Origin of the sequence: Vibrio aquimaris (assembly GCF_009363415.1) — a bacterium.
GTDB classification, from domain to species: Bacteria; Pseudomonadota; Gammaproteobacteria; order Enterobacterales; family Vibrionaceae; genus Vibrio; species Vibrio aquimaris.
Genome location: NZ_CP045350.1, coordinates 2,662,781 through 2,687,833, shown reverse-complemented (window position 1 = coordinate 2,687,833; position 25,053 = coordinate 2,662,781). Strand labels below are relative to the sequence as shown.

Annotated in this window: 31 protein-coding genes; 18 read left to right on the top strand and 13 right to left on the bottom strand. The window is 43.0% G+C overall.

Annotated elements, in window-relative coordinates; all coding sequences use genetic code 11:
- Window positions 1-82: 82 nt before the first annotated feature.
- The 3 genes from dnaG to rpsU all read right to left on the bottom strand — a co-directional run bounded on the left by dnaG (window position 83) and on the right by rpsU (window position 2,635).
- Entirely contained in the window at window positions 83-1,852 is a 1,770-nt protein-coding gene (gene dnaG, locus FIV01_RS12385) for a DNA primase (protein WP_152431273.1), read from the bottom strand.
- 95 nt (window positions 1,853-1,947) lie between these two features.
- On the bottom strand, window positions 1,948-2,391 hold the full coding sequence (locus FIV01_RS12380; RefSeq protein ID WP_152431272.1) for a GatB/YqeY domain-containing protein: 444 nt from the start codon (window positions 2,389-2,391) through the stop codon (window positions 1,948-1,950).
- Window positions 2,392-2,419: 28 nt separating this feature from the next.
- On the bottom strand, window positions 2,420-2,635 hold the full coding sequence (gene rpsU / locus FIV01_RS12375; RefSeq protein ID WP_001145625.1) for a 30S ribosomal protein S21: 216 nt from the start codon (window positions 2,633-2,635) through the stop codon (window positions 2,420-2,422).
- 233 nt (window positions 2,636-2,868) lie between these two features.
- Between rpsU and tsaD the strand changes: the two genes are divergently transcribed.
- Together tsaD and FIV01_RS12365 are read left to right on the top strand one after the other, a co-directional pair.
- A complete protein-coding gene (tsaD, locus tag FIV01_RS12370; protein WP_152431271.1) occupies window positions 2,869-3,885 on the top strand; it encodes a tRNA (adenosine(37)-N6)-threonylcarbamoyltransferase complex transferase subunit TsaD in 1,017 nt (338 codons plus the stop codon).
- Window positions 3,886-3,993: 108 nt separating this feature from the next.
- The gene (locus tag FIV01_RS12365; protein WP_152431270.1) at window positions 3,994-4,815 is read left to right on the top strand and encodes an alpha/beta fold hydrolase; all 822 of its coding nucleotides are present in this window, start codon (window positions 3,994-3,996) and stop codon (window positions 4,813-4,815) included.
- Between the two features lie 29 nt (window positions 4,816-4,844).
- Here the strand turns inward: FIV01_RS12365 and plsY are convergent, their stop codons facing one another.
- On the bottom strand, window positions 4,845-5,435 hold the full coding sequence (gene plsY, locus FIV01_RS12360) for a glycerol-3-phosphate 1-O-acyltransferase PlsY (RefSeq protein WP_152431269.1): 591 nt from the start codon (window positions 5,433-5,435) through the stop codon (window positions 4,845-4,847).
- Window positions 5,436-5,595: 160 nt separating this feature from the next.
- Between plsY and folB the strand changes: the two genes are divergently transcribed.
- The 11 genes from folB to rpoS all read left to right on the top strand — a co-directional run bounded on the left by folB (window position 5,596) and on the right by rpoS (window position 13,257).
- Window positions 5,596-5,949 (top strand): bifunctional dihydroneopterin aldolase/7,8-dihydroneopterin epimerase, encoded by a 354-nt coding sequence (gene folB, locus FIV01_RS12355; RefSeq protein ID WP_152431268.1) that lies wholly within the window; start codon window positions 5,596-5,598, stop codon window positions 5,947-5,949.
- Window positions 5,946-6,443 (top strand): 2-amino-4-hydroxy-6-hydroxymethyldihydropteridine diphosphokinase, encoded by a 498-nt coding sequence (gene folK, locus FIV01_RS12350; protein ID WP_152431267.1) that lies wholly within the window; start codon window positions 5,946-5,948, stop codon window positions 6,441-6,443. Before folB ends, folK begins: the two co-directional genes overlap by 4 nt.
- A 7-nt stretch (window positions 6,444-6,450) precedes the next feature.
- Complete coding sequence (locus FIV01_RS12345) at window positions 6,451-7,254, top strand: undecaprenyl-diphosphate phosphatase (RefSeq protein ID WP_152431266.1); 804 nt, start codon at window positions 6,451-6,453, stop codon at window positions 7,252-7,254.
- A gap of 91 nt (window positions 7,255-7,345) precedes the next feature.
- Window positions 7,346-7,624, top strand: coding sequence for a cell division protein FtsB (gene ftsB, locus FIV01_RS12340; RefSeq protein WP_152431265.1), 279 nt, complete (start codon window positions 7,346-7,348; stop codon window positions 7,622-7,624).
- A gap of 2 nt (window positions 7,625-7,626) precedes the next feature.
- Complete coding sequence (gene ispD / locus FIV01_RS12335; protein WP_152431264.1) at window positions 7,627-8,328, top strand: 2-C-methyl-D-erythritol 4-phosphate cytidylyltransferase; 702 nt, start codon at window positions 7,627-7,629, stop codon at window positions 8,326-8,328.
- Window positions 8,329-8,331: 3 nt separating this feature from the next.
- Entirely contained in the window at window positions 8,332-8,808 is a 477-nt protein-coding gene (gene ispF, locus FIV01_RS12330) for a 2-C-methyl-D-erythritol 2,4-cyclodiphosphate synthase (RefSeq protein ID WP_152431263.1), read from the top strand.
- Between the two features lie 51 nt (window positions 8,809-8,859).
- Entirely contained in the window at window positions 8,860-9,906 is a 1,047-nt protein-coding gene (truD, locus tag FIV01_RS12325) for a tRNA pseudouridine(13) synthase TruD (protein WP_152431262.1), read from the top strand.
- Complete coding sequence (surE, locus tag FIV01_RS12320) at window positions 9,903-10,667, top strand: 5'/3'-nucleotidase SurE (protein WP_172971834.1); 765 nt, start codon at window positions 9,903-9,905, stop codon at window positions 10,665-10,667. Before truD ends, surE begins: the two co-directional genes overlap by 4 nt.
- The gene (locus tag FIV01_RS12315) at window positions 10,664-11,290 is read left to right on the top strand and encodes a protein-L-isoaspartate(D-aspartate) O-methyltransferase (RefSeq protein WP_152431261.1); all 627 of its coding nucleotides are present in this window, start codon (window positions 10,664-10,666) and stop codon (window positions 11,288-11,290) included. Before surE ends, FIV01_RS12315 begins: the two co-directional genes overlap by 4 nt.
- A gap of 2 nt (window positions 11,291-11,292) precedes the next feature.
- Window positions 11,293-12,210: a peptidoglycan DD-metalloendopeptidase family protein gene (locus tag FIV01_RS12310; protein WP_152431260.1), complete on the top strand. Its 918-nt coding sequence runs from the start codon at window positions 11,293-11,295 to the stop codon at window positions 12,208-12,210.
- Between the two features lie 63 nt (window positions 12,211-12,273).
- Window positions 12,274-13,257 carry an RNA polymerase sigma factor RpoS gene (gene rpoS, locus FIV01_RS12305; protein ID WP_152431259.1) on the top strand — a complete coding sequence of 328 codons (984 nt, stop codon included), beginning with the start codon at window positions 12,274-12,276 and terminating at the stop codon, window positions 13,255-13,257.
- A gap of 55 nt (window positions 13,258-13,312) precedes the next feature.
- Here the strand turns inward: rpoS and FIV01_RS12300 are convergent, their stop codons facing one another.
- Complete coding sequence (locus tag FIV01_RS12300; RefSeq protein ID WP_152431258.1) at window positions 13,313-14,587, bottom strand: HlyC/CorC family transporter; 1,275 nt, start codon at window positions 14,585-14,587, stop codon at window positions 13,313-13,315.
- Window positions 14,588-14,709: 122 nt separating this feature from the next.
- Entirely contained in the window at window positions 14,710-15,504 is a 795-nt protein-coding gene (locus tag FIV01_RS12295; RefSeq protein ID WP_152431257.1) for a cytochrome C assembly family protein, read from the bottom strand.
- A 207-nt stretch (window positions 15,505-15,711) separates the two neighbouring features.
- Between FIV01_RS12295 and ffh the strand changes: the two genes are divergently transcribed.
- The 5 genes from ffh (at window position 15,712) to rplS (ending at window position 19,317) form a co-directional block, all read left to right on the top strand.
- Entirely contained in the window at window positions 15,712-17,082 is a 1,371-nt protein-coding gene (gene ffh, locus FIV01_RS12290) for a signal recognition particle protein (RefSeq protein WP_152431256.1), read from the top strand.
- A gap of 225 nt (window positions 17,083-17,307) precedes the next feature.
- Complete coding sequence (rpsP, locus tag FIV01_RS12285) at window positions 17,308-17,556, top strand: 30S ribosomal protein S16 (protein WP_005438039.1); 249 nt, start codon at window positions 17,308-17,310, stop codon at window positions 17,554-17,556.
- Window positions 17,557-17,585: 29 nt separating this feature from the next.
- Entirely contained in the window at window positions 17,586-18,134 is a 549-nt protein-coding gene (gene rimM, locus FIV01_RS12280) for a ribosome maturation factor RimM (RefSeq protein WP_114784894.1), read from the top strand.
- Between the two features lie 44 nt (window positions 18,135-18,178).
- A complete protein-coding gene (gene trmD / locus FIV01_RS12275) occupies window positions 18,179-18,922 on the top strand; it encodes a tRNA (guanosine(37)-N1)-methyltransferase TrmD (protein WP_152431255.1) in 744 nt (247 codons plus the stop codon).
- Window positions 18,923-18,963: 41 nt separating this feature from the next.
- Window positions 18,964-19,317, top strand: a complete 354-nt coding sequence (rplS, locus tag FIV01_RS12270; protein ID WP_009602110.1) for a 50S ribosomal protein L19 — start codon at window positions 18,964-18,966, stop codon at window positions 19,315-19,317.
- An 84-nt stretch (window positions 19,318-19,401) separates the two neighbouring features.
- On the opposite strand, the gene yacG is transcribed toward rplS, so the two are convergent.
- The 7 genes from yacG to FIV01_RS20875 are packed head-to-tail and all read right to left on the bottom strand — an operon-like array spanning window position 19,402 to window position 24,917.
- Complete coding sequence (gene yacG / locus FIV01_RS12265) at window positions 19,402-19,596, bottom strand: DNA gyrase inhibitor YacG (RefSeq protein WP_152431254.1); 195 nt, start codon at window positions 19,594-19,596, stop codon at window positions 19,402-19,404.
- A 27-nt stretch (window positions 19,597-19,623) separates the two neighbouring features.
- Window positions 19,624-20,364: a cell division protein ZapD gene (gene zapD / locus FIV01_RS12260; protein ID WP_152431253.1), complete on the bottom strand. Its 741-nt coding sequence runs from the start codon at window positions 20,362-20,364 to the stop codon at window positions 19,624-19,626.
- 27 nt (window positions 20,365-20,391) lie between these two features.
- Entirely contained in the window at window positions 20,392-21,006 is a 615-nt protein-coding gene (gene coaE / locus FIV01_RS12255; RefSeq protein WP_152431252.1) for a dephospho-CoA kinase, read from the bottom strand.
- Window position 21,007: 1 nt separating this feature from the next.
- Window positions 21,008-21,877 (bottom strand): prepilin peptidase, encoded by an 870-nt coding sequence (locus tag FIV01_RS12250; RefSeq protein ID WP_152431251.1) that lies wholly within the window; start codon window positions 21,875-21,877, stop codon window positions 21,008-21,010.
- A 48-nt stretch (window positions 21,878-21,925) separates the two neighbouring features.
- Entirely contained in the window at window positions 21,926-23,143 is a 1,218-nt protein-coding gene (locus tag FIV01_RS12245) for a type II secretion system F family protein (protein WP_246210403.1), read from the bottom strand.
- Window positions 23,144-23,157: 14 nt separating this feature from the next.
- Window positions 23,158-24,480 carry a GspE/PulE family protein gene (locus FIV01_RS12240; protein WP_152431250.1) on the bottom strand — a complete coding sequence of 441 codons (1,323 nt, stop codon included), beginning with the start codon at window positions 24,478-24,480 and terminating at the stop codon, window positions 23,158-23,160.
- Window positions 24,480-24,917, bottom strand: coding sequence for a pilin (locus FIV01_RS20875; protein WP_152431249.1), 438 nt, complete (start codon window positions 24,915-24,917; stop codon window positions 24,480-24,482). The genes FIV01_RS12240 and FIV01_RS20875 overlap by 1 nt, the downstream gene beginning before the upstream one ends.
- Window positions 24,918-25,053 lie beyond the last annotated feature (136 nt).

Below are 25,053 nucleotides of genomic sequence, written 5' to 3'. Positions count from 1 at the left end.
TAGTATCTGGTGAAGGAATTAGTATGCGAGTGCAAACCACCCATAATAACACATTAATTCATTGCTGACTATTCGAACAGGGTTACGCTTTTAAATCTAGCATTAAAGCTAGTAGCTCCCTTCTTTCTTCGGTTGATAAACCGACACTTCTTTCTTTGGCCTGCAAATCTTCAATTTGCTTTTCGACACACTGGGCCAATATTTTATCCAGCGAATCTAAAAAAATATCTTGTTCATTATCTTCATCTAGCGGGATTTCCCATCCAGCTAAACGAGACAGCAGAGCTTCATGGCTCGTATTACGCCAGTATTCAATTAACTGGCCTGTGTTTATATTGGGGTGCTGATGGCAGTATTCAAGCACCTCAATGAATAATCTTAATCCAGGAACCGATAGTTCTCTAACTGGGGTCAAATCTGGCACCATTTGAGCATAGTTCGGATTTTGAATAAGTAACGCTATCACCTCACGCATTGGCGTTCTTTTGATGTCTTTATGAGGGGTAGGTTTTGTATCAGTTGTTGTAGTTATCAGTGAATTGAGAAACTTCTGAAGTTGGAAGTCACTCCAACCAGTACCCAGTGTTAGCTCTTTCCATAAATATGCTTGCAGCGAGGGATCCGTTGCTTTGTTAAGCAGTGGGGCTGCATTTGTCGCCACATAGGTCCCCCAGCGTTTAGGGTCCGAATCTGGAGCATCTTTTTTAATTTCGGCGAGTAAGAAGTCAATCAATGAATCTGCTTTATCTATTTCTCGCTCAATTGCTTCTTTGCCAAATTTTCGAACAAAGCTATCTGGATCTTCTCCATCAGGCAAAAACAAGACTTTAAGCACTTTGTTGGCATTTAGAAATTGCAGGGCATTTTCCATCGCTCTTCTTGCTGCTTCTCGGCCTGCTCGGTCACCATCGTAGCAGCAAACGATAGTATCTGTTTGTCTAAATAATTGGCGTATGTGATCGTCTGTCGTCGAGGTTCCAAGAGACGCTACCGCATAGTCGACACCATATTGAGCCAGTGCCACCACATCCATATAACCTTCAACAACCAATATTTGTGGTGGTTCACGGTAGGCCTGCATGACTTCATATAGACCGTATAACTCTTTGCCTTTATGGAAAATGGGTGTTTCTGGTGAGTTAAGGTATTTTGGGGTGCCATCGCCTAGGATGCGGCCACCAAAGCCAATGACTCTTCCGCGCCTATCATGAATAGGGAACATGACTCGGCCACGAAAACGATCATAACGGCTACCTTTCTCATTTTCGATTAGCATTCCGCCGGAGACGAGCATAGCTTGGGTTTGTTCTGTGTGCCCAAAATTCTTACGGACTAAATCCCACTCATCAGCCACATAACCAATACCGAATTTTTTGACTATCTCTCCTGTGAGGCCCCGATCTTTTAGGTAGTCAATAGCGACTTTGCTTCCAGAGTGCTTTAATTGGTCTCGGTAAAACTGAGCAATACCTGTCATCAAATCATAGAGGTTACGTTTTTGCTCATTATTGGCTTGAGGGGCACTTGAGGGGAACCTTCCAGCTTGGCGTTGTTCTCTTGGTACATCTAACCCTAGATAAGAGGCAAGTTCATCAATCGCTTCTGGGAATTCTAATCTTTCATACTCCATCATAAAGTCGATAGCGTTGCCATGGGCACCGCAGCCAAAGCAATGATAGAACTGCTTTTCTTGGCTTACACTAAATGACGGTGTTTTCTCATTGTGGAATGGACAGCATGCGCCGTAGTTTTTGCCTTTTTTCTTTAGCTTTACACGAGAGTCGATGATGTCGACAATATCCAGCCGAGCGAGTAGGTCATCGATAAAGCTTCTTGGTATCTGTCCCGCCATAAACCTCTAGAGTATGAAAAAGAATAATAGGCTAGATACAAACAAGCCGCGCTTTCCCAAGGTTAGCACGGCCTGTTGTAATGTGTATTGAGTAATTATCCGAGTTTAGCGCGTACTAAACCGCTGACTTTACCCATATCTGCCCGCCCTTGAATCTTTGGCTTAAGCACAGCCATTACTTTACCCATGTCTTGCATGCCCGCTGCACCTGATTCAGTAATGGCATTGGTGATCAATGCGGATACTTCAGTTTCACTTAGCGGTTGAGGCATAAATTCCTCAAGTACAGTAATTTCAGCTTGCTCGGTATCGGCAAGATCTTGTCGACCTGCAGATTCATATTGAGCGACAGAGTCGCGACGTTGTTTAACCATCTTAGTTAATACAGCAAGAATATCGTTGTCAGTCAGAGTTATCTGTTCGTCAACTTCGCGCTGTTTAATCGCAGATAGAGCTAAACGTATAGTGCCAAGGCGCAATTTGTCCTTGGCTTTCATCGCTATTTTTTGCTCATCTTTGAGAGTGTCAATCAGAGCCATAACTAAATTCCTTTATTGGACTTAGTTATTAGTACAGGCGAACGCGACGAGCGTTTTCGCGAGCTAGCTTCTTAGCGTGACGCTTTTGAGCCGCTGCTTTAGCGCGTTTGCGAACTGTAGTTGGCTTTTCGTAGTGCTCACGACGACGCACTTCAGAAAGGATACCTGCTTTTTCGCAAGAGCGTTTGAAACGACGTAGAGCAACGTCGAACGGTTCGTTTTCACGTACTTTAACTACTGGCATATGCCTTTCACCTCAGGGGTTATTCATTAGTGCTGATTTTAAAGTACCTAGCTTTACTGCCGGCTCTATTATCAGCTTGATCAAAAATGGTGCGGAATTTTAATCCGATCATATAGGCTTTGTAAAGTCCTTTGTCGTTTAATCAGTATACAAAATTTGTTTGCTAAGCCAAGCCAAGCCAAGGTAAGATTGCGCCAATTTTGAATCGTAGAACAAGCTATCTAGGTTAAACCATGCGCATTATTGGTATTGAAACCTCATGTGATGAAACAGGCATCGCGATATATGATGACGAGAAAGGACTGCTTTCTCACAAATTATACAGTCAAGTTAAACTACACGCCGATTATGGTGGTGTCGTTCCAGAGCTTGCTTCTCGTGATCACGTTAAAAAGACCATTCCGTTAATTAAATCGGCAATGATAGAAGCAGGTTTGACATCTAAGGATATCGATGGAGTTGCGTATACGGCAGGACCTGGTCTGGTTGGAGCCTTGCTGGTAGGGGCGACCATAGGCCGCAGCCTTGCTTATGCTTGGGGGGTGCCTGCGGTTCCTGTACACCATATGGAAGGACACTTATTAGCGCCTATGTTAGAAGATAACCCGCCGCCTTTTCCATTTGTTGCGGTGCTGGTGTCTGGAGGACATTCTATGATGGTTGAAGTCCGAGGAATTGGTGAATACACAATTCTCGGCGAGTCGATTGATGATGCTGCTGGTGAAGCCTTTGATAAAACGGCTAAATTGATGGGGCTTGATTATCCGGGAGGTCCTCTTTTGTCTAAATTGGCAGAAAAAGGCACGCCTGGACGCTTTAAGTTTCCTCGCCCAATGACAGATAGGCCGGGTTTAGATATGAGCTTCTCGGGATTGAAAACATTCACAGCCAATACTATTACTGCCAATGGCGATGATGAGCAAACGCGAGCGGATATCGCGTTAGCATTTGAAGAGGCAGTTTGCGCAACGTTAACCATAAAATGCAAGCGGGCGCTTGAACAAACTGGATTGACACGGATTGTCATTGCTGGTGGTGTGAGTGCTAACCGTCGATTGCGTTCTGATTTAGCTCAGCTGGCCGATAAAATTGGCGGTGAGGTTTATTACCCACGAACCGAGTTTTGTACCGACAATGGAGCAATGATTGCCTATGCAGGTATGCAGCGGCTAAAAAATGGTGAAGTATCCGATCTATCAGTACAAGCCGTCCCCCGTTGGCCAATCGATCAACTTAACCCGATAGGCTAAGTTGATCATTTCCAATAGGCCATTTGTCAAAATTGTCCTTTCCTCATGCTCCCTTATCATGGGAGATGGCTGGAATATCTCTATTAGGTGTAGCGAAGAGAATTAAGTATGAATAAATTTCTGATAGATGATTACCAAATGACCTATCTGGATGTTGGGCAAGGGCCAGTGATCATCTTTGGTCATAGCTTTCTAATGGATAGTCAGATGTGGTGGCCACAAGTCGAGATGTTGAGCCAGCAATATCGATGTATTGTGCCTGATTTCTGGGCTCATGGTGAGTCCCAAAACGCTCCCCCCTCAACAAAAACGCTGAAAGATTATGCTAAGCAAATTATCGCTTTGATGGATAAAATAAAGGTTGACCAATTTTCCATTGTTGGCTTATCACTTGGTGGAATGTGGGGGGCAGAAATGGTGAGTCTGGTTCCTGCGCGTGTTCAATCTTTGGTGTTGATGGATACTTTTGTTGGTTTAGAGCCAGAAGTGACTTATAAAAAATGTTCTGCAATATTGGAAAGCATTTTATCGGCGCAGCGAGTCTCTCAGGCCATCATAGAGGCACTTATTCCGATATTTTTTGCAAGGAATGCCGAACAAAACACTCCTGAACTGGTCGCTTATTTACGTCGGAGTTTGTCGAATGTCGGAGGTGATAGAGCTACTGAAATTGCGCGAATAGGGCAGATGGTATTTGGTCGTCGTGATCAGTTTAACGATATTGAACAATTTGATTTACCAGTGTTAATCGCCGTTGGTCAAGAAGATGTGGCTCGGCCAGTTTTGGAGTCTTTTCTTATGCATGACAGTATTGCAGGCTCTGAACTGGTTCAAATTCCTCATGCTGGACATATATCAAACCTAGAACAGCCTGAATTTGTCTCAAAAATGCTGTTAACTTTCTTCGCCAAAGTTTTATCAAGTAAGTAGGCTGAACTTGGGGGAATGCCTTGTTAGAGTTAGTTTTTTTGACTGATTTTGGGCTCGGTCCCTTCTAACAGACGGCGAATGTTTTTATGGTGTCGAAAGATAATTAAGCAAGATAGCATGGCAACGGGCAAGGTGTACTGTGGTTTAATCATCCATGTATAGAATGGTGCTAATAACACAGTGGTAATCGCTGCGAGCGAAGAATAGCGAAATAATATGATGACCATTAGCCAAGTAACGATGAGCAACGATGTTAGCGTCAGACCTATTGGAGCAATGGCTCCTAATGCAGTAGCGACTCCTTTTCCTCCTCGAAAGTGAAAGAAGATAGGGTACATATGCCCCAAGCAAGCGGCAATCGCAATTACACCAAGGAGAATTGGGCCAATATCAAAAAAGTAGCCAGTCCAAACAGGAATGGTTCCTTTTAGCATGTCACATAATAGTACTGCGAGTGCGGCTTTTTTGCCTCCTAGCCTTAGTACATTTGTCGCCCCTGGGTTATGAGAGCCTACATCACGTGGGTCGGGTAATCTGAGTAATCGACAAATAAGAATAGCGCTCGAGACCGAACCCAATAAATAAGCTGAGATGATCATGACAATAGCGATAGTGGTCATAGTGTCGTTACTCATTATAAAAAGGTGTTAGCTGAGCAAGTAATTGATATCATATAGCGCTTACAAGGCTTAAACTACTCAGATTTTGGTGTTTGGGACAAAAATAGTACGACTTTTTATCATATTTGGGTATCCGACCTCTAATTAGGAATCAAAATGCATGGATAAAGTGTTTATCGAGCAGTTAGAAGTGATCACGACGATAGGCGTGTACGATTGGGAACAGAGCATTAAGCAAAAGCTGATTCTGGACATTGAAATGGCCCACGACAATCGGTTAGCAGGTAAAAGTGATAATGTCGTTGATGCTCTTGATTACGCTAAAGTAAGCTCGGCGGTTCTTTCTCATATAGAATCTGGTCGTTTTTTACTGGTCGAAAGAGTGGCAGAAGAAGTCGCTGAATTAATTATGAGCCAGTTTGCTGTTCCTTGGGTGAAAATTCGATTAACAAAACCTGGAGCTGTTGTTCAGGCATCAGGTGTGGGGGTCATGATTGAGCGAGGCAACCCATGACAAAAGTATACATTGGTGTTGGCTCCAATATAGAGCCGCGCAAACATATCGAGCTTGCGATTGGTGCATTACATGAGATTGGTCAGAATATTCGTTTGTCGACTATCTATGAATGCCCAGCTGTAGGCTTTGATGGTGACGCTTTTTACAATTTGGTTGTTGAAATGGAAACCTCACAAAGTTTAGAAGAATTTGTGCACCAGCTGCGTGACATAGAGCTTCAATGGGGGCGTGAACGTGATTGTGAAAAGCTTCAGTCTCGCACAGTTGATTTGGATATTATTTTGTTCGGCCAACAGGTATCTAAACAGTCACCAGAGCTACCTCGCAGTGATATCTATAAATATGGCTTTGTTATAGAGCCACTTCGTGAATTATGCGCTGAACTTCGCGTGCCCAATGATGGCCGAACTATCGATCAAATTTGGTCAGAACTTTCTTACCCAGAACACCTAAGTGAAATAAAACTTTGGTTTAATCACCCTTCTAACTGAGAATCTAATGAGTTATTTTGAAGCCTTTATTCTAGCCTTTATACAGGGCTTTACTGAATTTTTACCCATTTCTAGTTCTGCACATTTAATTTTGCCTTCTGCAGTGCTTGGATGGGAAGATCAAGGGTTAGCCTTTGATGTAGCTGTTCATGTGGGTACCTTGGCAGCAGTAGTGATTTATTTTCGCCATGAAGTTGTTGCCTTATTTGGTGCCTTTGTAGCTTCTATCCTTAAAGGCGATCGCAGTAAAGAAGCCAAGCTGGCTTGGATGATTATTATTGCAACCATCCCTGCCTGTGTCTTTGGCCTATTAATGAAGGATATCATAGAGCTGTATTTGCGCAGTGCTTGGGTTATCGCTACCACAACCATTATTTTCGGCTTGTTGCTTTGGTACGTTGACAAAAATGCGGGCCTTGTTAAAGACGAGTATCAGGTAGACCGAAACAAAGCGATATTGATTGGTATTGCGCAAGCAATAGCTATGATACCTGGAACCTCTCGCTCTGGGATCACGATTACAGCTGCGTTGTATTTGGGATTTACCCGTCAAGCAGCGGCTAGGTTTTCATTCCTAATGTCAATCCCTATTATTTTGCTAGCTGGTGGTTATTTAGGTCTAAAACTTATCGGTAGTGGTGTGGCCATTGATACAAATATGCTCCTCACTGGCATCGTTACTTCCTTTGTGAGTGCTTATTTATGTATTCACCTGTTTCTTAAACTTATATCGCGTATGGGAATGACGCCATTTGTAATTTATCGATTGGTATTAGGTTTAGGGTTACTCTTGTTTTTGTTACAGCGCTGACCTTATTGAGCCCTCTATACCATTATATCGCTATACAAGTGGTATTATGGTATACATGAGCTTCAAATTACTGTCATTGTTATAACTAGTTATGCGAATTTTTGCCCTTGTTTTATTACTATTATTAGGCTGGCTGCAGTACACATTGTGGCTGGGGAAAAATGGCATTTCTGAGTTTAAATCTGTCCAAGCAGAGATTGAAGTACAGCATCAGGTTAACGGTAACCTACAAAATAGAAATAGCGAGATGTTTGCTGAAATTGATGATTTACGCCAAGGGTTAGATGCGATAGAAGAGCGAGCTCGTCATGAGCTGGGCATGGTTAAAGATGGTGAAACCTTTTATCGAATTGTTGAAGAGAATAACTGAGTATGACGCAAGTATCTTCCATTATTGCGATTGTTCCAGCCGCTGGTGTGGGGCGCCGTATGGGGGCAGAGCGCCCCAAGCAATACCTTCAAATAAATGAAGCAACGGTACTCGAGCATACAGTATATAAATTGTTAAGCCATCCAAATATCGCCAAAGTTGTTATCGTGGTAGGGAAAAACGATCCTTATTTTTCACGTTTATCTTTAGCCCAAGATGACAGAGTTGCCGCCGTTATTGGCGGTAATGAACGAGCGGACTCTGTTCTAGCTGGTGTCAATTTTGTACGCAATAATGAGGAATCAGGCTGGGTTATGGTTCATGATGCGGCTCGGCCTTGTATTAACAATCAGGACATAGACAACTTGATTAAGACGTCATTAAACCATCCAGTTGGGGGCATACTTGCCGCTCCTGTGAGAGATACGATGAAAAGAGCCAATCGTTCCGGTGATATTGAAAGTACGGTCGATAGAGAAAACCTATGGCACGCATTAACCCCGCAAATGTTTCGTACTGAGCAACTAGCGACAGCTTTGGAAGAGGCTTTATCTAAAGGTGTTCATATCACGGATGAAGCGTCTGCCATGGAATGCTCAGGAAAGTCACCCGCGCTTGTTCCGGGTTCGGCAGAAAATATAAAAATCACTCAACCTGAAGATTTGGCTCTGGCTGAGTTCTACCTTACCAAGAATAAAGGATAACTTATGATTCGAATTGGCCATGGTTTTGATGTGCACAAATTTGGTGGTGATGGCCCAGTTATTATTGGTGGTGTTACTGTTCCATATGAGTATGGTTTGTTAGCTCACTCGGATGGTGATGTTGCTTTGCACGCTCTAAGTGATGCGTTACTAGGCGCTATAGCGGCAGGCGATATTGGCCGACACTTCCCAGACACAGACGACAAATGGAAAGGCGCCGATAGTCGAGGGCTACTTCGTGATGTTTATAAGAAAGTTAAGCAAATGGGATACGTACTTGGTAATGCGGATGTAACCATTATTGCGCAGGCTCCTAAAATGGCGCCTCATATTGAAGCTATGTGTCGAGTTATCGCCGACGATCTTGAAACCGACATTGGCAATGTGAACGTGAAAGCGACAACAACTGAGCGTCTTGGATTTACTGGACGTAAAGAAGGTATTGCAACTGAAGCGGTTGTCGTACTTGTAAAGAAATAACAAATGATTCTGCCCTGAGGAAAGCTCACGGGTTTGTACAGTGGTAATGGTATGACCGATATTTTGTCTTCTTTGGCTTATTTATATGGCCGCCCCAATTCAACCGGAAAATTAAAAGTTGAGCCAGAACATTTTCAGGTAAGTGAAGATCTAGGCTTTGATTTCTCCGGTGAAGGCGAACACCTTATGGTTCGAATTCGAAAAACAGGGGAAAATACAAGCTTTGTCGCGAATGAATTAGCCAAAGCTTGTGGAGTTAAGCCAAAAGATGTCAGCTGGGCAGGATTAAAAGATCGCCATGCCGTTACGGAGCAATGGCTTAGTGTGCATTTGCCCAAGGGCGGAGATCCAGACTTGCGCTCTTTCCTGACCCAGTATCCTAGTATAGAAGTGGTAGAAACTAGGCGTCACAATAAGAAGCTTAGGCCTGGTGATTTAGTCGGAAACCATTTTAGCATCACACTGACGGAAGTGAGTGATGTTGAAGATGTTATCCAGCGTTTGCAAGCGATTAGTTTGCATGGTGTGCCTAATTATTTTGGTAGTCAGCGTTTTGGTAATCAGGGTAATAACCTTGAAGAGGCTAGACGTTGGGGAAGGGAAAATGTTCGCACTCGTAATCAGAATAAACGCAGCCTTTATCTTTCCGCTGCTCGCTCATGGATTTTTAATACAATTGTCTCAAAACGCATTGAAAACAACTCGTTCGATCGAGCGGTTGAGGGGGACTGCCTTTTGACAGATGAAGGCATCGTTTTAGCTGAAGCACAAAAACTGGTCGCCTTAAATGAAAGCATCCGCGAAGGGAGTGTGTCTATTACTGCGGCTCTGGCCGGTGACAATGAGTTACCTACGGTTTCCGATGGCCTCTTAATCGAGCAGCCTCAGCTGGATGTTGAACCTGATTTGATGGCGTTAATTCGAGGCAACCGAATGCGGCATGAGAGACGAAGCATAGTCCTTAAACCGCAAGACTTAACATGGAGCATCGATAGGGATTCAGTTAAGTTAGACTTTTCTTTAGATGCAGGTTGCTTTGCGACGGCGCTGATTCGAGAGCTGATCCAAGAAATAAAAGTGGAGCGCAATTACCAATGACTGATAAAGTTTTGAAAATATTGCTCAGTAACGACGATGGAGTGCATGCTGAAGGCATACACGCCATGGCGGACGCGCTGGGTAATTTGGCGCACGTGACTATCGTCGCTCCCGATAGAAATCGCTCTGGAGCATCAAACTCGCTTACCTTGGAGCAGCCCTTGAGAGTAAAGGCTTTATCTGAGCGCATATACTCAGTCCAAGGAACGCCTACGGACTGTGTCCATTTTGCGCTAAATGAATTAATGAAAGATGAACTTCCAGATTTGGTCTTATCTGGTATCAATCATGGTGCCAATTTAGGTGACGATGTGTTGTATTCAGGCACAGTAGCGGCGGCGATGGAAGGCCATTTTCTAGGTGTTCAGTCGATAGCATTTTCTTTGGCCGGAAAGGTGAATTTTCAAACAGCCGCTATTGTTGCAAAACAAATGGTGGAACAACACCTTAAAGCGCCTATCCCAACCAACAAGCTACTTAATGTGAATATTCCGGATTTATCCTTGGATGAGATAAAAGGGATATGTACGACTCGTCTGGGTGCTCGTCATCATGCAGAACCCATGCTTAAACAGCAAGATCCGAGAGGGTGTGATATATATTGGTTAGGGCCTCCTGGTAAAGAGCAAGATGCGGGAGAGGGGACGGATTTTTATGCCATTGAGCAGGGGTTTGTTTCCGTTACTCCAATTCAGGTTGATCTAACTGCACATGAATCACTGCCTACGATGAACCGCTGGTTACAGGACACGTACCAATGACAAACCCCAAGGCTGATAAGTTAGTTGATTTTCTGATTGAGAGTGGCATCCAAGATAGATTTGTCATCAATGCAATCCATTCTATTCCTCGTGAGCAATTTGTATCTCAAGCAATGCAACATCAAGCCTATGATAACAATGCTTTGCCGATTGGGCAGGGGCAAAGTATCTCTCAGCCCTATATGGTCGCAAGGATGACTGAGCTATTGGAACTGACACCGGAGAGTAAAGTTTTAGAAGTCGGTACAGGGTCAGGCTATCAGACGGCTGTCTTGGCTCGATTAGTCGAGCATGTTTATTCTATAGAAAGAATAAAACTGTTGCAGTGGGAAGCGAAGCGTCGGCTCAAGTACCTGGATATATATAATGTTTCCACCAAGCATGGTGATGGTTGGCAAGGATGGTCAACTAAAGGCCCCTTTAACGCTATTATCGTTACCGCCGCAGCTGCATCAATCCCGCCAACCTTACTTGAACAGTTGGACGACGGCGGTGTTTTGGTTATTCCTGTGGGTGAAGAGGATCAAAGTTTGCTTAAAATTACACGCTGTGGAGATGATTTCCCTTCTGAAATTATAGAAGATGTGCGTTTTGTTCCCCTTATTGCAGGTGAACTTGCTTAACTATGATCCGCAAGACTGAGTCCATTCTTTTTGTTATTCCATTTGTAAGCGCAATGCTTATTGGATGTACTGCTCATTTCCCAGCCCCTGTTTCTGGATTAAATAAAGATTACACAAATATCTCTCGTGGCAGTTACAGGGGGAGTTACTATCAAGTGGAGAAGGGTGATACGCTGTATTTTGTTGCATACATCACAGATAAGAATGTAAATGACATTATTCGTTACAATGATTTAAAAAAGCCTTACACCATCTATCCCGGTCAAAAATTGAAACTTTGGCAGCCTGTCTATAAAGCACCAGCTTACGGTGGGGCGGGGGCTGTAGGCGGATCCGTACCCGTTACACTAGCATCGACATCTGCGATTAATACAAAATCAAGTAAAGACTCTAATCAAGCAGTTAGCAGCAACAAGGCGAAAGTTGCCCCCATATCTCCCACAAAAGCTACTGTGAACAAGGTTGATCAATCTTCAGCAAAGGAGTATGTTGGAGCTAAAAGTAAAATAAATGTTAATAAACCCGTCAGTTATGCGAATCCAATCAGTGAGAAAATTTCTAAATGGTTATGGCCAGCCAAAGGGAGGGTAATTAAAAATTTCTCAGCTGGAGACCAAGGCAACAAAGGTATAGACATTGCAGGGCAGCGAGGTCAACCGATATCGTCGACAGCTAATGGAACCGTTGTATATTCGGGTAATGCACTCAAGGGTTATGGGAATCTGGTGATTATTAAACACAACGATAACTATCTCAGTGCTTATGCGCATAATGAACGGTTGCTCGTACACGAAGGACAAAGTGTAACAGCAGGCCAGAAGATCGCAACGATGGGCAGTTCTGGAACTAACAGTGTTCGACTACACTTTGAAATTCGTTACCAAGGTAAGTCAGTGAATCCTAAACGCTACTTACCCTAATACTTTATAGATTTATAGCGGCATTAAAAGGAATGCTTCGCTAGATCGCCAGGGGGAGGCGCTATGAGTATCAGTAACACAGCAACGAAAGTCGAAGAGTTTGAGCTTGAAGCAGAAATGGAAGCGATTCAGGCTGATGATTCCACAACCACGGGCAGTGCCCGAGCCGAGGATGCAAAAGAAGACTTTGATGTATCTACCAAAAGCTTGGATGCGACCCAACTTTATTTAGGAGAAATAGGTTTTTCACCTCTGCTCACCGCAGAAGAAGAGGTACTATATGCTCGTCGTGCTCTGAGAGGAGACGAAGCAGCTCGTAAACGTATGATTGAAAGTAATCTTCGTTTAGTGGTGAAAATATCCCGTCGATACGGTAACCGTGGTCTCGCGTTACTTGATCTTATTGAAGAAGGCAACCTAGGTTTGATCCGAGCGGTCGAAAAATTTGACCCAGAGAGAGGTTTTCGCTTTTCAACTTACGCAACATGGTGGATAAGACAAACCATTGAGCGTGCTTTGATGAATCAGACTCGGACTATACGTTTGCCTATTCACGTCGTGAAAGAGCTTAACATCTATTTACGTACAGCCAGAGAGCTTTCTCAAAAACTTGATCATGAGCCAACAGCAGAAGAGATCGCACTTCAACTAGATAAGCCAGTCGATGATGTCAGTAAGATGCTGCGTCTTAATGAGCGCATCAGTTCAGTCGACACTCCAATTGGTGGAGATGGTGAGAAAGCACTGCTTGATATCATTCCTGATGTAAACAATTCAGACCCCGAAGTTTCTACTCAGGATGATGATATCAAGTCTTCATTGATTGATTGGCTTGACGAGTTAAACCCAAAACAAAAAGAGGTCCTCGCACGTCGGTTTGGACTATTGGGGTATGAGCCTTCAACTTTAGAGGAAGTTGGGCGTGAGATTAACCTTACTCGAGAAAGGGTAAGACAAATACAGGTTGAAGGTTTGCGTCGCCTAAGAGAAATCCTGATTAAGCAGGGCCTCAACATGGAGAGTCTATTCAGTATTAATGAAGAGTAGGTGAGCTTAAGTTTAGAAAAGGCCTTGATGTGTTCAAGGCCTTTTTTATTGGTCGTTATTTATCTTTATCCTTGCAAGGATACACTTTAACTAATTTGATGCGGTTTTCTTCTAGGTCAACGATTTCCATTGGATGGCCGGAAACTTGAACACTGATATGGCTTTCTGGTATGTCTTCCAAATGTTCCAATATGAGCCCATTTAATGTTCTAGGACCATCTGTCGGTAATGTCCACATTAGCCCTTTGTTGATGTCTCGGATGTTTGCACTCCCTTCTATCAAAAAGCTTCCATCGCCTTGAGGTGTAATTTCATCAGACAGACTTGGAGTGATTGAAGTAGTGAATTCACCAACGATCTCTTCCAAAATATCCTCAAGAGTAATAAGACCAATGATATCGCCATACTCATTAACAATTAGGCCAATACGTTCTTTGTTGCGCTGAAATTTAAGCAACTGAATATTGAGAGGCGTGCCTTCTGGAATAAAGTACACTTCGTCAGCAGCACGCAGTAAGGTTTTTTTGTTGAACTCATTCTTCTCCAGCATCAGACGATAAGACTCTCGCAGTCTTAGCATGCCGACCACTTCGTCGATTTGATCTCGATACAGAACAACACGGCCATGTGGGGAGTGAGTTAATTGTCTTACTATGGACTTCCAGTCATCATTTATGTCGATACCAGTAATTTCATTTCTTGGAATCATAATGTCGTTAACAGTTACATTCTCTAGGTCGAGAATTGAAATCAACATATCTTGATGTCGCCTCGGAATGAGACTACCAGCTTCGTTAACCACAGTACGTAACTCTTCAGAGCTTAAATGATCGTCACCGCCATGCTTGGCTCTGATCCCTAATAGCCGAATAAAACCGTTAGTGATGAAGTTAACCAACATGACTAATGGCGACAGCAATTTCATTAATATGGTGAGAAGGATACTGCTCGCGTATGACACTCGCTCAGGGTAGAGGGCTGCAAGAGTTTTAGGCGTAACCTCAGCAAATACGAGGATAACCATGGTTAATGCGCCTGTTGCTATCGCTACACCGATATCGCCGTACAGACGCATACCTAAGATGGTTGCGATGGCGGAAGCCAGAATGTTAACTAGGTTGTTGCCGATTAAAATCAGACCAATGAGTCGATCAGGGCGAGCCAGTAGTTTTTCTACACGTTTAGCGCCTTTATGACCATGATTAGCTAGGTGTTTAAGTCGGTATCGGTTCAAAGCCATCATGCCTGTCTCTGAACCTGAAAAATATCCTGAAATAACGATAAGACACGCGAGTAGGGCAAATAATGCACCCGTTGATATGTCGTCCAAAGCTGAATGTTTCCTTTTGAGGTTTGGTTAATTTATGACCTAAGCCAAGCGTGAAGTCAATCTCAGGTTATAAGTAAAACATTGTAAAAGAAAGGCGTATTATGTGCACTCTTAAATATCAATTAGTTAAGAATAATTTCACGAACAAATCGACTTCCGAAGTAGGCTAAGGTCAACAAAGTTGCGCCAGCAACGGCAAACCAAGTTACCTTACGACCTCGCCAACCCTTTTGGTAATGACCCCAAAGTAAAATTGAATATACGATCCACGCGATAAAAGACAGAACACCTTTATGTGCTTTGCCTTGCGCGAACATATCCTCAACAAAAATAAACCCTGTTAAAAGAGTCCCTGTAAGCAGAAGGTTACCGATCAGGATAATTTTAAACAATTGCCTTTCGACCATTAGTAGCGGCGGTAAATTTGGGTTGATACTCAATGCTTTTTTTGATTTGAGTTTGTGATCAAGCCAAGCCAGTTGCAGAGCATAAAGCGCACCGATAGTTAAGGTTGAGTATGAAAAAAGTGCCAAGGAAATATGGATGAGCAGTTTTGGGTCTTGTTCTAAATGAGTAATGAAGGTACTGGGTAAGAAGGCCGCTGCAGATAGGTTAATCGCTGCAAAACAGTAAACTACAGGAAGCAGAAACCATAAACGCGTTTTTAGCATTGCCAAACTTAATACCAAAGAAATAATGAAACTTATCAATGAGGCAACGTTGAGAATGCTGAGGTTTTGCCCTGAACCTTCAATGATAAGATCGCCCAACAACCAAGCATGAAAGGCTAGGGCTAAAAATGCACTGGCTGATACCGTTTTGGTTCGAATGCCGACCTGATGTACTAGGCCTGGAACTATGGTTGCGATTGCCAAAACATAAAGTATTGCAGCAGCAACGGCGATGATGTTGTCCATGCTTCTCTGTTATTTGGTGAATTTTTGATAAATTATACCTTGCATCAAAAGCTTGGGCTATGACTTATATAGCTGATTTGCGTGTTATGAGAGATCAAAAGTTACTACAGCAGTGCAAAGCAGTGCCTGGCTAAGGTATACTCATAATAATTTTGTCGCCAATTAACAGGCGGTGGCATTTAGGGTCGCTCAGATAAAGAGACTAAGATGTTTGATAATTTAACGGATCGATTATCCAAAACCCTGAAGAATATCAGTGGTAAAGGTCGCTTGACCGAAGACAACATAAAAGACACATTGCGTGAAGTACGTATGGCTTTGTTGGAGGCGGATGTTGCCCTTCCTGTCGTGCGTGATTTCGTAAAACGGGTCAAAGAGGGGGCGGTTGGCGTTGAGGTTTCAAAGTCTCTAACTCCTGGTCAAGAATTTATTAAGATTGTTCAAGCCGAACTTGAAGCTGTCATGGGTGAATCTAATGAGGCACTCAACCTAGCAGCTCAACCGCCAGCTGTTATTTTGATGGCCGGTTTACAAGGTGCGGGCAAAACGACCTCTGTTGGTAAACTGTCTAAACTATTAACAGAGCGTGATAAGAAGAAAGTTCTTGTTGTTTCTGCCGACGTATATCGACCTGCTGCGATCAAGCAGTTAGAAACACTTGCATCAGATGTAGGTGTTGATTTTTTCCCATCTTCAGCAGAGCAAAAACCATTAGATATTGCTAATGCTGCGATAGAGCACGCCAAGAAGAAGTTTTATGATGTACTGCTTGTTGATACGGCAGGCCGCCTAGCTGTCGATGAGCAAATGATGGCTGAGATTCAGGAGCTTCATACGGCAATTACTCCTGTTGAAACGTTATTTGTTGTTGATGCAATGACAGGACAAGATGCAGCGAACACAGCAAAAGCGTTTGGTGATGCATTGCCATTAACAGGGGTTGTTTTGACCAAGGTAGATGGTGACGCTCGCGGTGGTGCAGCCTTATCTGTACGCCATATCACGGGTAAACCCATCAAATTTTTGGGCGTTGGTGAGAAAACGGATGCTCTAGAGCCCTTTCATCCTGAGCGTGTTGCCTCTCGCATTCTTGGCATGGGAGATGTACTTTCTCTTATTGAGGATCTACAACGCAACGTTGATACCGAAAAAGCAGAAAAACTGGCTAAAAAGTTCAAAGAAAAGAAAGGCTTCGACCTTGAAGATTTCCGTGAGCAATTGGGACAGATGCAGAATATGGGTGGCATGATGGGAATGCTAGACAAACTGCCTGGTATGTCTCAGTTGCCCACGGATGTGAAAGATAAAGTTGATGATAAAATGTTCAAACAGATGGAAGCCATTATCAACTCAATGACAATGAAGGAGCGTCAACGTCCTGAACTTATTAAAGGTTCTCGTAAAAAACGCATTGCCACTGGTTCAGGAACGCAAGTTCAAGATGTTAACCGCCTACTCAAGCAATTTACTCAAATGCAGAAGATGATGAAGAAAATGCAAAAAGGCGGCATGAAAGGCATGATGCGTAACATGCAAGGTATGATGGGTGGAGGTGGCTTCAATCCATTTGGTCGATAGTCGATAACCCATTAAACATTCAAGGTGTTAGATAGCTCACAAAATGGTTACTGCTTTATCTAATGATAAAGTGGCACTAGATTGGTGAAAAAATAGCTAAATACCTTGCAATACTGCGGAATAAGAGTAAAATTCCGGAGCTTTATTTTGGCACGAGACCCCAAGCTGTTTCATATGAGCAGTCTTTGGGGTTAATTTTATTTTTGAGAAAGCAAAGAGGACGACATGGTAACCATTCGTTTGGCACGTCACGGCGCGAAGAAGCGTCCATTTTATCAAATCGTAGTAGCGGACAGCCGCAATGCTGCAACTGGCCGTTTCATTGAGAAAGTGGGTTTCTTTAACCCAACGGCTAAAGGTCAAGAAGAAGGTCTACGTCTAGACCTAGATCGCGTAAACCACTGGGTTGGTCAAGGCGCATCTCTATCTGACCGTGTAGCTAAGCTAGTAAAAGACGCTCAAAAAGCGGCTTAATTCTTAATTCAAGAAGAAGTAATTAGCTTATGTCGATGAAAGGTAAAGAAACAACGAGCAGTGATAAGATTGTAGTAGGTAAGCTTGGTGCTTCTTACGGCATTCGTGGCTGGCTTAAGGTTTTTTCCTACACAGACAATACTGAAAGTATATTTGATTACTCACCATGGTTTATAAACCAAAAGGGTGAGTGGGTTGAGCAAAAAGTTGAAAGTTGGAAGCGCCATAACAAAGGTTTGGTGGTAAAACTTGAGGGTCTAAACGTGCGTGAAGATGCACAGTTGTTGACTAACTTTGAAATTGCTATTGACCCTGCTGTATTGCCGGAATTGCCAGAAGATGAATTCTACTGGCGTGATCTGATTGGAATGCAAGTAGTAACTGATAAAGGTTACGATTTGGGTATAGTCTCTGACATGCTTGAAACGGGTTCCAACGATGTTTTGGTGGTAAAAGCAAATCTAAAAGATGCTTTTGGTCAAAAGGAACGACTAATTCCGTTCCTTGAAGAGCAAGTGATCAAACTTATTGATCGCCAAGCTCAACGGATCGAAGTTGACTGGGATCCTGGATTCTAACTCCAAGTAACGGAGCATTGAACCAAGTTTATATTGGTGAAAACATGTGGGTTGGCATAATTAGCCTTTTTCCAGAAATGTTCCGCAGCGTTACTGACTATGGGGTAACAGGTCAAGCGGTTAAAAAAGGTCTTTTGTCAGTTGAGACATGGAATCCTCGCGATTTCACTCATGACAAACATCGTACCGTCGATGATAGGCCTTACGGTGGTGGCCCTGGTATGTTGATGATGGTTCAGCCTTTGCGCGATGCTATCCATGCAGCTAGAAACGCCTCACCAGGTAAGACGAAAGTTATCTACCTATCTCCTCAAGGTCGTAGACTTGACCAAAAAGGAGTGGAAGAGCTGGCAAAAAATGAGAATTTACTTCTGATTTGTGGCCGCTATGAAGGGGTAGATGAGCGTGTCATCCAAGCTGAAGTTGATCAAGAATGGTCAATTGGAGATTTTGTGATGACGGGTGGTGAAATACCAGCCATGACGTTAATTGATTCTGTTTCACGGTTTATACCGGGAGTGTTAGGAGATTTTGCGTCGGCAGAAGAAGACTCTTTTGCTAACGGTTTGTTAGATTGCCCTCATTACACGCGACCAGAGGTGTTAGATGGTCAACCAGTACCTGAAGTACTGACATCTGGCAACCATAAAAACATTCGTCGCTGGCGACAGAAACAGTCGTTGGGCCGTACTTGGCTAAGAAGACCAGAGCTCCTGGAAAACCTAGCTCTGACTGACGAACAGGAACAATTACTGGCTGAGTTCATAAAAGAACATCAAAAGCAGTAACCTATTAAATTTAGTATCAGTTTATTCTAGGAATATTGAAAATGAGTAACATCATCAAGGCTCTTGAAGAAGAGCAAATGAAAAAAGATCTGCCTAACTTTGCACCTGGTGACACAGTTGTTGTTCAAGTTAAGGTTAAAGAAGGTGAACGTGAGCGTTTACAGGCTTTTGAAGGCGTTGTAATCGGTATCCGTAACCGTGGTCTACATTCTGCATTCACTGTACGTAAGATCTCGAACGGTGAAGGTGTAGAGCGTACGTTCCAAACTCACTCTCCAATGGTTGATAGCATTGAAGTTAAGCGCCGTGGTGCAGTACGTCGTGCCAAGTTGTACTACCTACGTGAGCGCTCTGGTAAGTCTGCTCGTATTAAAGAGAAACTTGCTAAGAAGTAATGCTTTAACTAGCGTTCTCATCGTATCAGCGGAGGCCAAGTGGCCTCCGCTTTTTTATTCTTTAACATAATAGTTCGAGCTAGGTTAGTACTGCTCTTCTGACCAACCGTCAGCATCAGACATGTCCGGTGCGCCGGGAATGGAATTTTCCTCATCTGCCCACCCACCAAAATCTATCATTTGACACTGCTTACTGCAGAAGGGACGGTGAGGGCTGGTTGCTCCCCACTTAACATCTGTGCCGCACTTTGGGCAAGCAACCGTAAAGACTTTGGACATAATGACTTCTCTAGAGAAAGATTTATCTTAGCTACACACAGCTAATTGGAACTCGATATTATCGCAGGAAGCTTGGCCTGAAGCAAAAAAGATAAATTTGATTGCGAAACGATTCTTGTGACCTGAAATCATGGGGTACACCCCATATTCCATTGGGATTTCAAGGCGGAGTATATTGGCATCTTCTGCATCGCTTTGATAAAAACCAGAACGTGCTTCTTGCGGATGGAGATGTCCGGTCTCACGTGTCAGACGCAGCCAAAGCTTGAGCGCATCAGTGAGAGGTTGTAAGTTTTCTATCCATTTACGGCTGTCTTCAATTTTCTGCTCGATGGGAAGGTGCAACCAATGGTGGAGTGCTGGTAAATCGAAGCAACACGAGCCCCCAGGTAAATTAAATCTTTGCCTAATCGTACTAAGGAAGCGGTCTTCTTTAAGGCTTTGACCAAAACGCTCTGCTGCCATTAGTTTACTGTGGACCTCATCAACTTCGGCTAACACGTTGTTGAGCATTTTTTGATCTACACCTTCCACGTGTAGCCATGAACGATAGGAAATACGCTGTTTCTCTATGTCTTTAGCCAACTCACTTTTCAGCTGTATTTGTTCAAAGATTTCAAGTAAGTCAAAAAGTGAGCGAAAAAACAGCAGGTGTTGCATGTCATCGCTAAATTGGGATGACATATTTAGTTGAGTGAGCAAGGCTTCAACTCGTAGATATATCCGAGTTTTCTCATTCAATGGATGTTCAAAGTAGTGCGTTGTCATTCCATGTAGCCTTTGATTATTCTTCCCTTATTCTGACCGATTTCCCATACTTAATTCTAGATACTTTTTATGTAATTCTGTGATTTCAGGCAAAAGATCCTTGTTTGTCGTATCATTTTTGATTATATCATCTGCAACACTGAGCCTATCACTGCGACTTGCTTGAGCTGCAATGATGGCTTGAGCTTGTTCAAGTCCCACCTTGTCCCTTTCCATTGTCCTTAGCAACTGGGTTTGTTCATCAACATCAATTACCAAAACTCTGTCAGTCAAGTTTTGCAGCTTGTTCTCAACTAGCAATGGTACCACGAGCAACACATATTGTGATGAAGCCTCGGAAACATCTAACTGCATTTTTTCCCTAATCATAGGGTGAAGTAGCGCATTGAGCCATGTTTTGTCCTCTTCACACTCGAAGACCTTATTTCTTAGCTTAGCTCGGTTTAATGTTCCGTCACTCAATAAGATATTAGAACCAAAACGAGATTTTATCGCTTTCAATCCTAAGGAATCTTTTTCAACGACTTGCCTCGCTATGATATCAGCATCAATAATCTCTATATCAAAGTGAGAATTAAACAGGTTTGCCACTGTGGTTTTTCCACTTGAGATCCCCCCAGTAAGCCCGACAACAAAAGGCATCTTAGACTCCAATAATTGTAGTGAAGTACCAGTTTATAATACTTTCTCCCCAGATAGCACTTACCCAGCCTGCTATGGCGAGGTAGGGCCCAAAAGGAAATGCTTTGTCTATGCCTTGCTTTTTTAAACCTAATTGGATGAGCCCAAATATGAGCCCAACTAGAGACGAAAGTAAAACAACAATGGGTAGGTACTGCCAACCAAGCCAAGCTCCTAATGCGGATAGTAGCTTGAAATCACCATAACCCATGCCTTCTTTGCCTGTGATGAGTTTGAAAGCCCAGTATACAGACCATAGGCATAAGTAACCTGCGATAGCTCCAATCACTGAATCTTGCAATGATACAGGGCTTATCTCGAGGAGAGATAAAGTGATGCCCGACCAGACCAAAGGCAGAGTCAGTTGATCAGGCAATAGCATAGTATCCAAATCAATGAATGTTGCAGCGATGAGGACAAAGGTAAAAAAGAGTAAAGCAATAGCGAAATAACTGAACTCGAACTGATACGCTATGGTCAAGCTGAGTATCGCAGACAGCAGTTCAACAAAGGGATAACGAGTGCTTATCTTGGCTTGGCAATAATGACATTTCCCTCTCAATACTAGCCAACTTACTAGTGGAATGTTGTCACGAACACGAATCGGCGTTTGGCATTTTGGGCAATGGGAATTCGGGGTGCTCAGGTTAAACTCACCTGAAGGCGGCTTTATTTTGTATTCGGGAAAGCAATCTGCGCATTCTTTGCGCCATTCATGTTCCATGATCTTAGGCAAACGATGAATGACAACATTAATAAAGCTTCCTATGATTAGGCCAAATAAAGTGGCTAAGGTTGGGAATAACCAAGGGTGATAAAAAAACAGATCCATATGTAACTCAACCGATTTAGGAAGTAGAGGGGACTTAAGGAGACTATATTAGCTCATTACGTTAACCAAGTTAAAGATGGGCAAGTACATAGCGGTCACCAAACTTGCGACAATTGTACCTAGTACCACAATCACAATAGGTTCAATTGCCCGACTGAGATAGTCGATAATTTTTTCAATCTCATTTTCATAGTCATCTGCGACGCGATTTAACATCTCAGCAAGGCGCCCAGATTCTTCACCTAGCATAACCATTTGCATAATAAATTCGTCAAAGGCGCCACTGCTGCGCATTGCTTGGTGTATTGGCACGCCAGAATCCACTTCTTGGGTAACCGTATACATTGCTGTTTGATAAAATGTATTATCAAATGTCTGGGCTGCTGCGTGTAAACTCGGCGTAATTGGAAGGCCGGAATCAAAACAGGTTGCTAGTGTTCTAATAAATTGGCTAAGACAAGCCAAACGATACAATTTGCCGAACACAGGAACCAGGAGCTTCATTCTGTCTAGCTTTTTTTTCCAAGAGATTGAGTATCTGTATCCAAGTCGTATCGATACTATGAGGAGTATAAAACCAAGAGTAGTATGAAGTCCGTAATTTATCGTCGTTTGTGAAAGGTTAATGACTTGTTGAGTAAACCATGGCAAGGGAGCGTTATAGCTTTCAAACATGCGCTCAAGTTCAGGAATAACTTGAGTGAGCATGAGGAGAGTGACAAGCCACGCTGTCCCAAAAATTAAGCAGGGATATATACTGGCCCCCACAGCTTTTGAGCGAATATATTCTATCTTTTCTCTATGAGTTGCTATGCGTCGTAAAGAGCCTGCTAATTGTCCAGAACTCTCACCCGCATGAATAATTGCGAGATATAAGGAATCAAAATGAGTGGAGGACTCTTTCAGTGTTTGGGTTACGGATAATCCCGATTCGAGCTTTTGACGTATCAGCCATATGACGGAGCTAACTCCTGCCTTGGTAAGATTGTTTGCAATAAGTTTGAGTGACGTTGTGATTGGTAGTCCGGCGTCGATCATACTAGCCCATTGGCGTGTTAGTAGTGTGATCTCCTTTGCGTTGACCCTCTCTCGCATTCGACGGTAAGCAGGTAGTCTGCGCTTTAAAATAAAGCTTACATCAATGCTTTTATCATCAAGATAAGCTAGAACTTGAGAGCGACTGATCGCGAGCATTGTTCCTTGCTGTTTTTGAGCATTTGAACCAAAACCACACCAATAGTAACGGCTTAATTTGGGAGCTGACATACGGGGGGTAGACCTCATGGAGCTAGTATACGTCGCAGTTCGGCATAGCTAGTTATTCCTTGGTTAACTCTCTCTAATCCAGACTGATAAAGCGTTTTTATACCTTGCTTTTTAGCTAGTTTATCCAATTGGTGTTGGGCGTCTTTTTTTAAGATCGAATCGCTTATCTCTGGAGTGATACTAAACATTTCATAGATACCGATCCGGCCTAAATATCCATTATTGCAGGCACTGCATCCATGGGTGCTGGCTTGATAAAACATGGAGTAATTGTCTTTCGATAAACATTCGGGTATTGGTGCAGGAGTCTTACACAAAGGGCACAGACGACGGAGTAATCTTTGGGCAATCACTAGGCAAAGCGAGGCTGCGATGTTATGTGGTTCTATGCCAATATTTTTTAGGCGAGTGATTGCTTCAGTGCTTGAGTTGGTGTGCAATGTCGCCAGAACCAGATGGCCAGTTTGAGCGGCTTTAGTTGCTATATCTGCTGTTTCTTTATCTCGTATTTCCCCTAGCATGATGACGTCCGGATCCTGACGAAGAAAAGCCCGTAAAGCTTCAGCGAAGCCAAAACCAATTTGAGGCTGGATCTGAACTTGATTGATACCTGAGAAGCTTATTTCAATTGGATCTTCCGCAGCAGAAATATTGAGACGTTCACTATCGAGTGTAGATAAACCGCTGTATAAAGATAAGGTTTTACCACTCCCTGTTGGTCCAGTAATAAGAATAAGACCTTGAGGTTTCTTTAATGCTTGCTCATAAATTTGGCGTTGTGCTGTGCTATAGCCAAGCATTTTAAGATCTAAGCTAGTGACTTGGTTATCTAAAATTCTTAATACTAACTTTTCGCCCCACATGGTGGGTAGAGTGGAAACACGGATGTGTACATCATTTGATTTGTTTAATCTATGAGTAAGACGACCATCTTGAGGTAAGCGACGTTCAGAAATATCCAGTTGCGATAAAATTTTGACTCTGGCGACAAGCCTTTTGCAAATTTGATGTGGTGATTGGTGGACCTCAACTAATATCCCATCGCAGCGAAACCGGATTCTAAACCAGTGTTTATAGGGTTCAAAGTGAATATCAGATGCTTTTTGGCGAACGGCTTTAGAGATGATCTGATGGATGTAGCAACTAGTATGCGATTCATCTCGCTGCGCCTCATCTGTTACTTTTACCTGATTGCTAATTAAATTATCGAGTTCGTGAAAATCTATCTCTTGGTGGTTGGAGGAGAGGTGAGTCTTTTCTGTGGCATACAATGAACTGGCTTGTTGTTCATTAATAACATTGGCATTAAAAAATAATCTTGGAAGTCGGCTCATCATTAGCTCCCGGGGCACCAATATTCACTGTCGGTTCCTGCGCAATTAAGGCTCCAAACCAAACCATTGCTGGATTCTTGGCTTGTCAGAGAGAGGACCGAATCTGAGGGTAGAGAGCCTTTTGAACCTATAGTGATGGCCTCGATTATTGAATCGCCGTTACCCGATAGAGCTTCTATAGAATAGCCATTAAAGATCTGCTTAGAGGGTATTCCGTTTTGCCCTGAAATACAGCTAGCAGACGAATCAGTGGTTGAGATGCAAATACCGACTGCCATTTTCATCGCTGACATGGTTGCTAAAATTTCACTGGCGTGAGCACGCTTGGTGTAGTTTTGGTAACTTGGAATAGCGAATGATGATAAAATTCCTATGATAGCGACAACTATCATCAATTCTATGAGAGTAAAACCTAGTGATTGCTTCCTTTCTGGTGCCATCATTAATCATTTAATTGAAGAGGAAATGACATTCATTATATGAAAGTAAGCCTATTTTATCCTTGATAATAAAGTAGATAATTGAAGTTTATTCGCGGAATTAGTTTGTTAGTTACACGCATGTTACACAAGACAA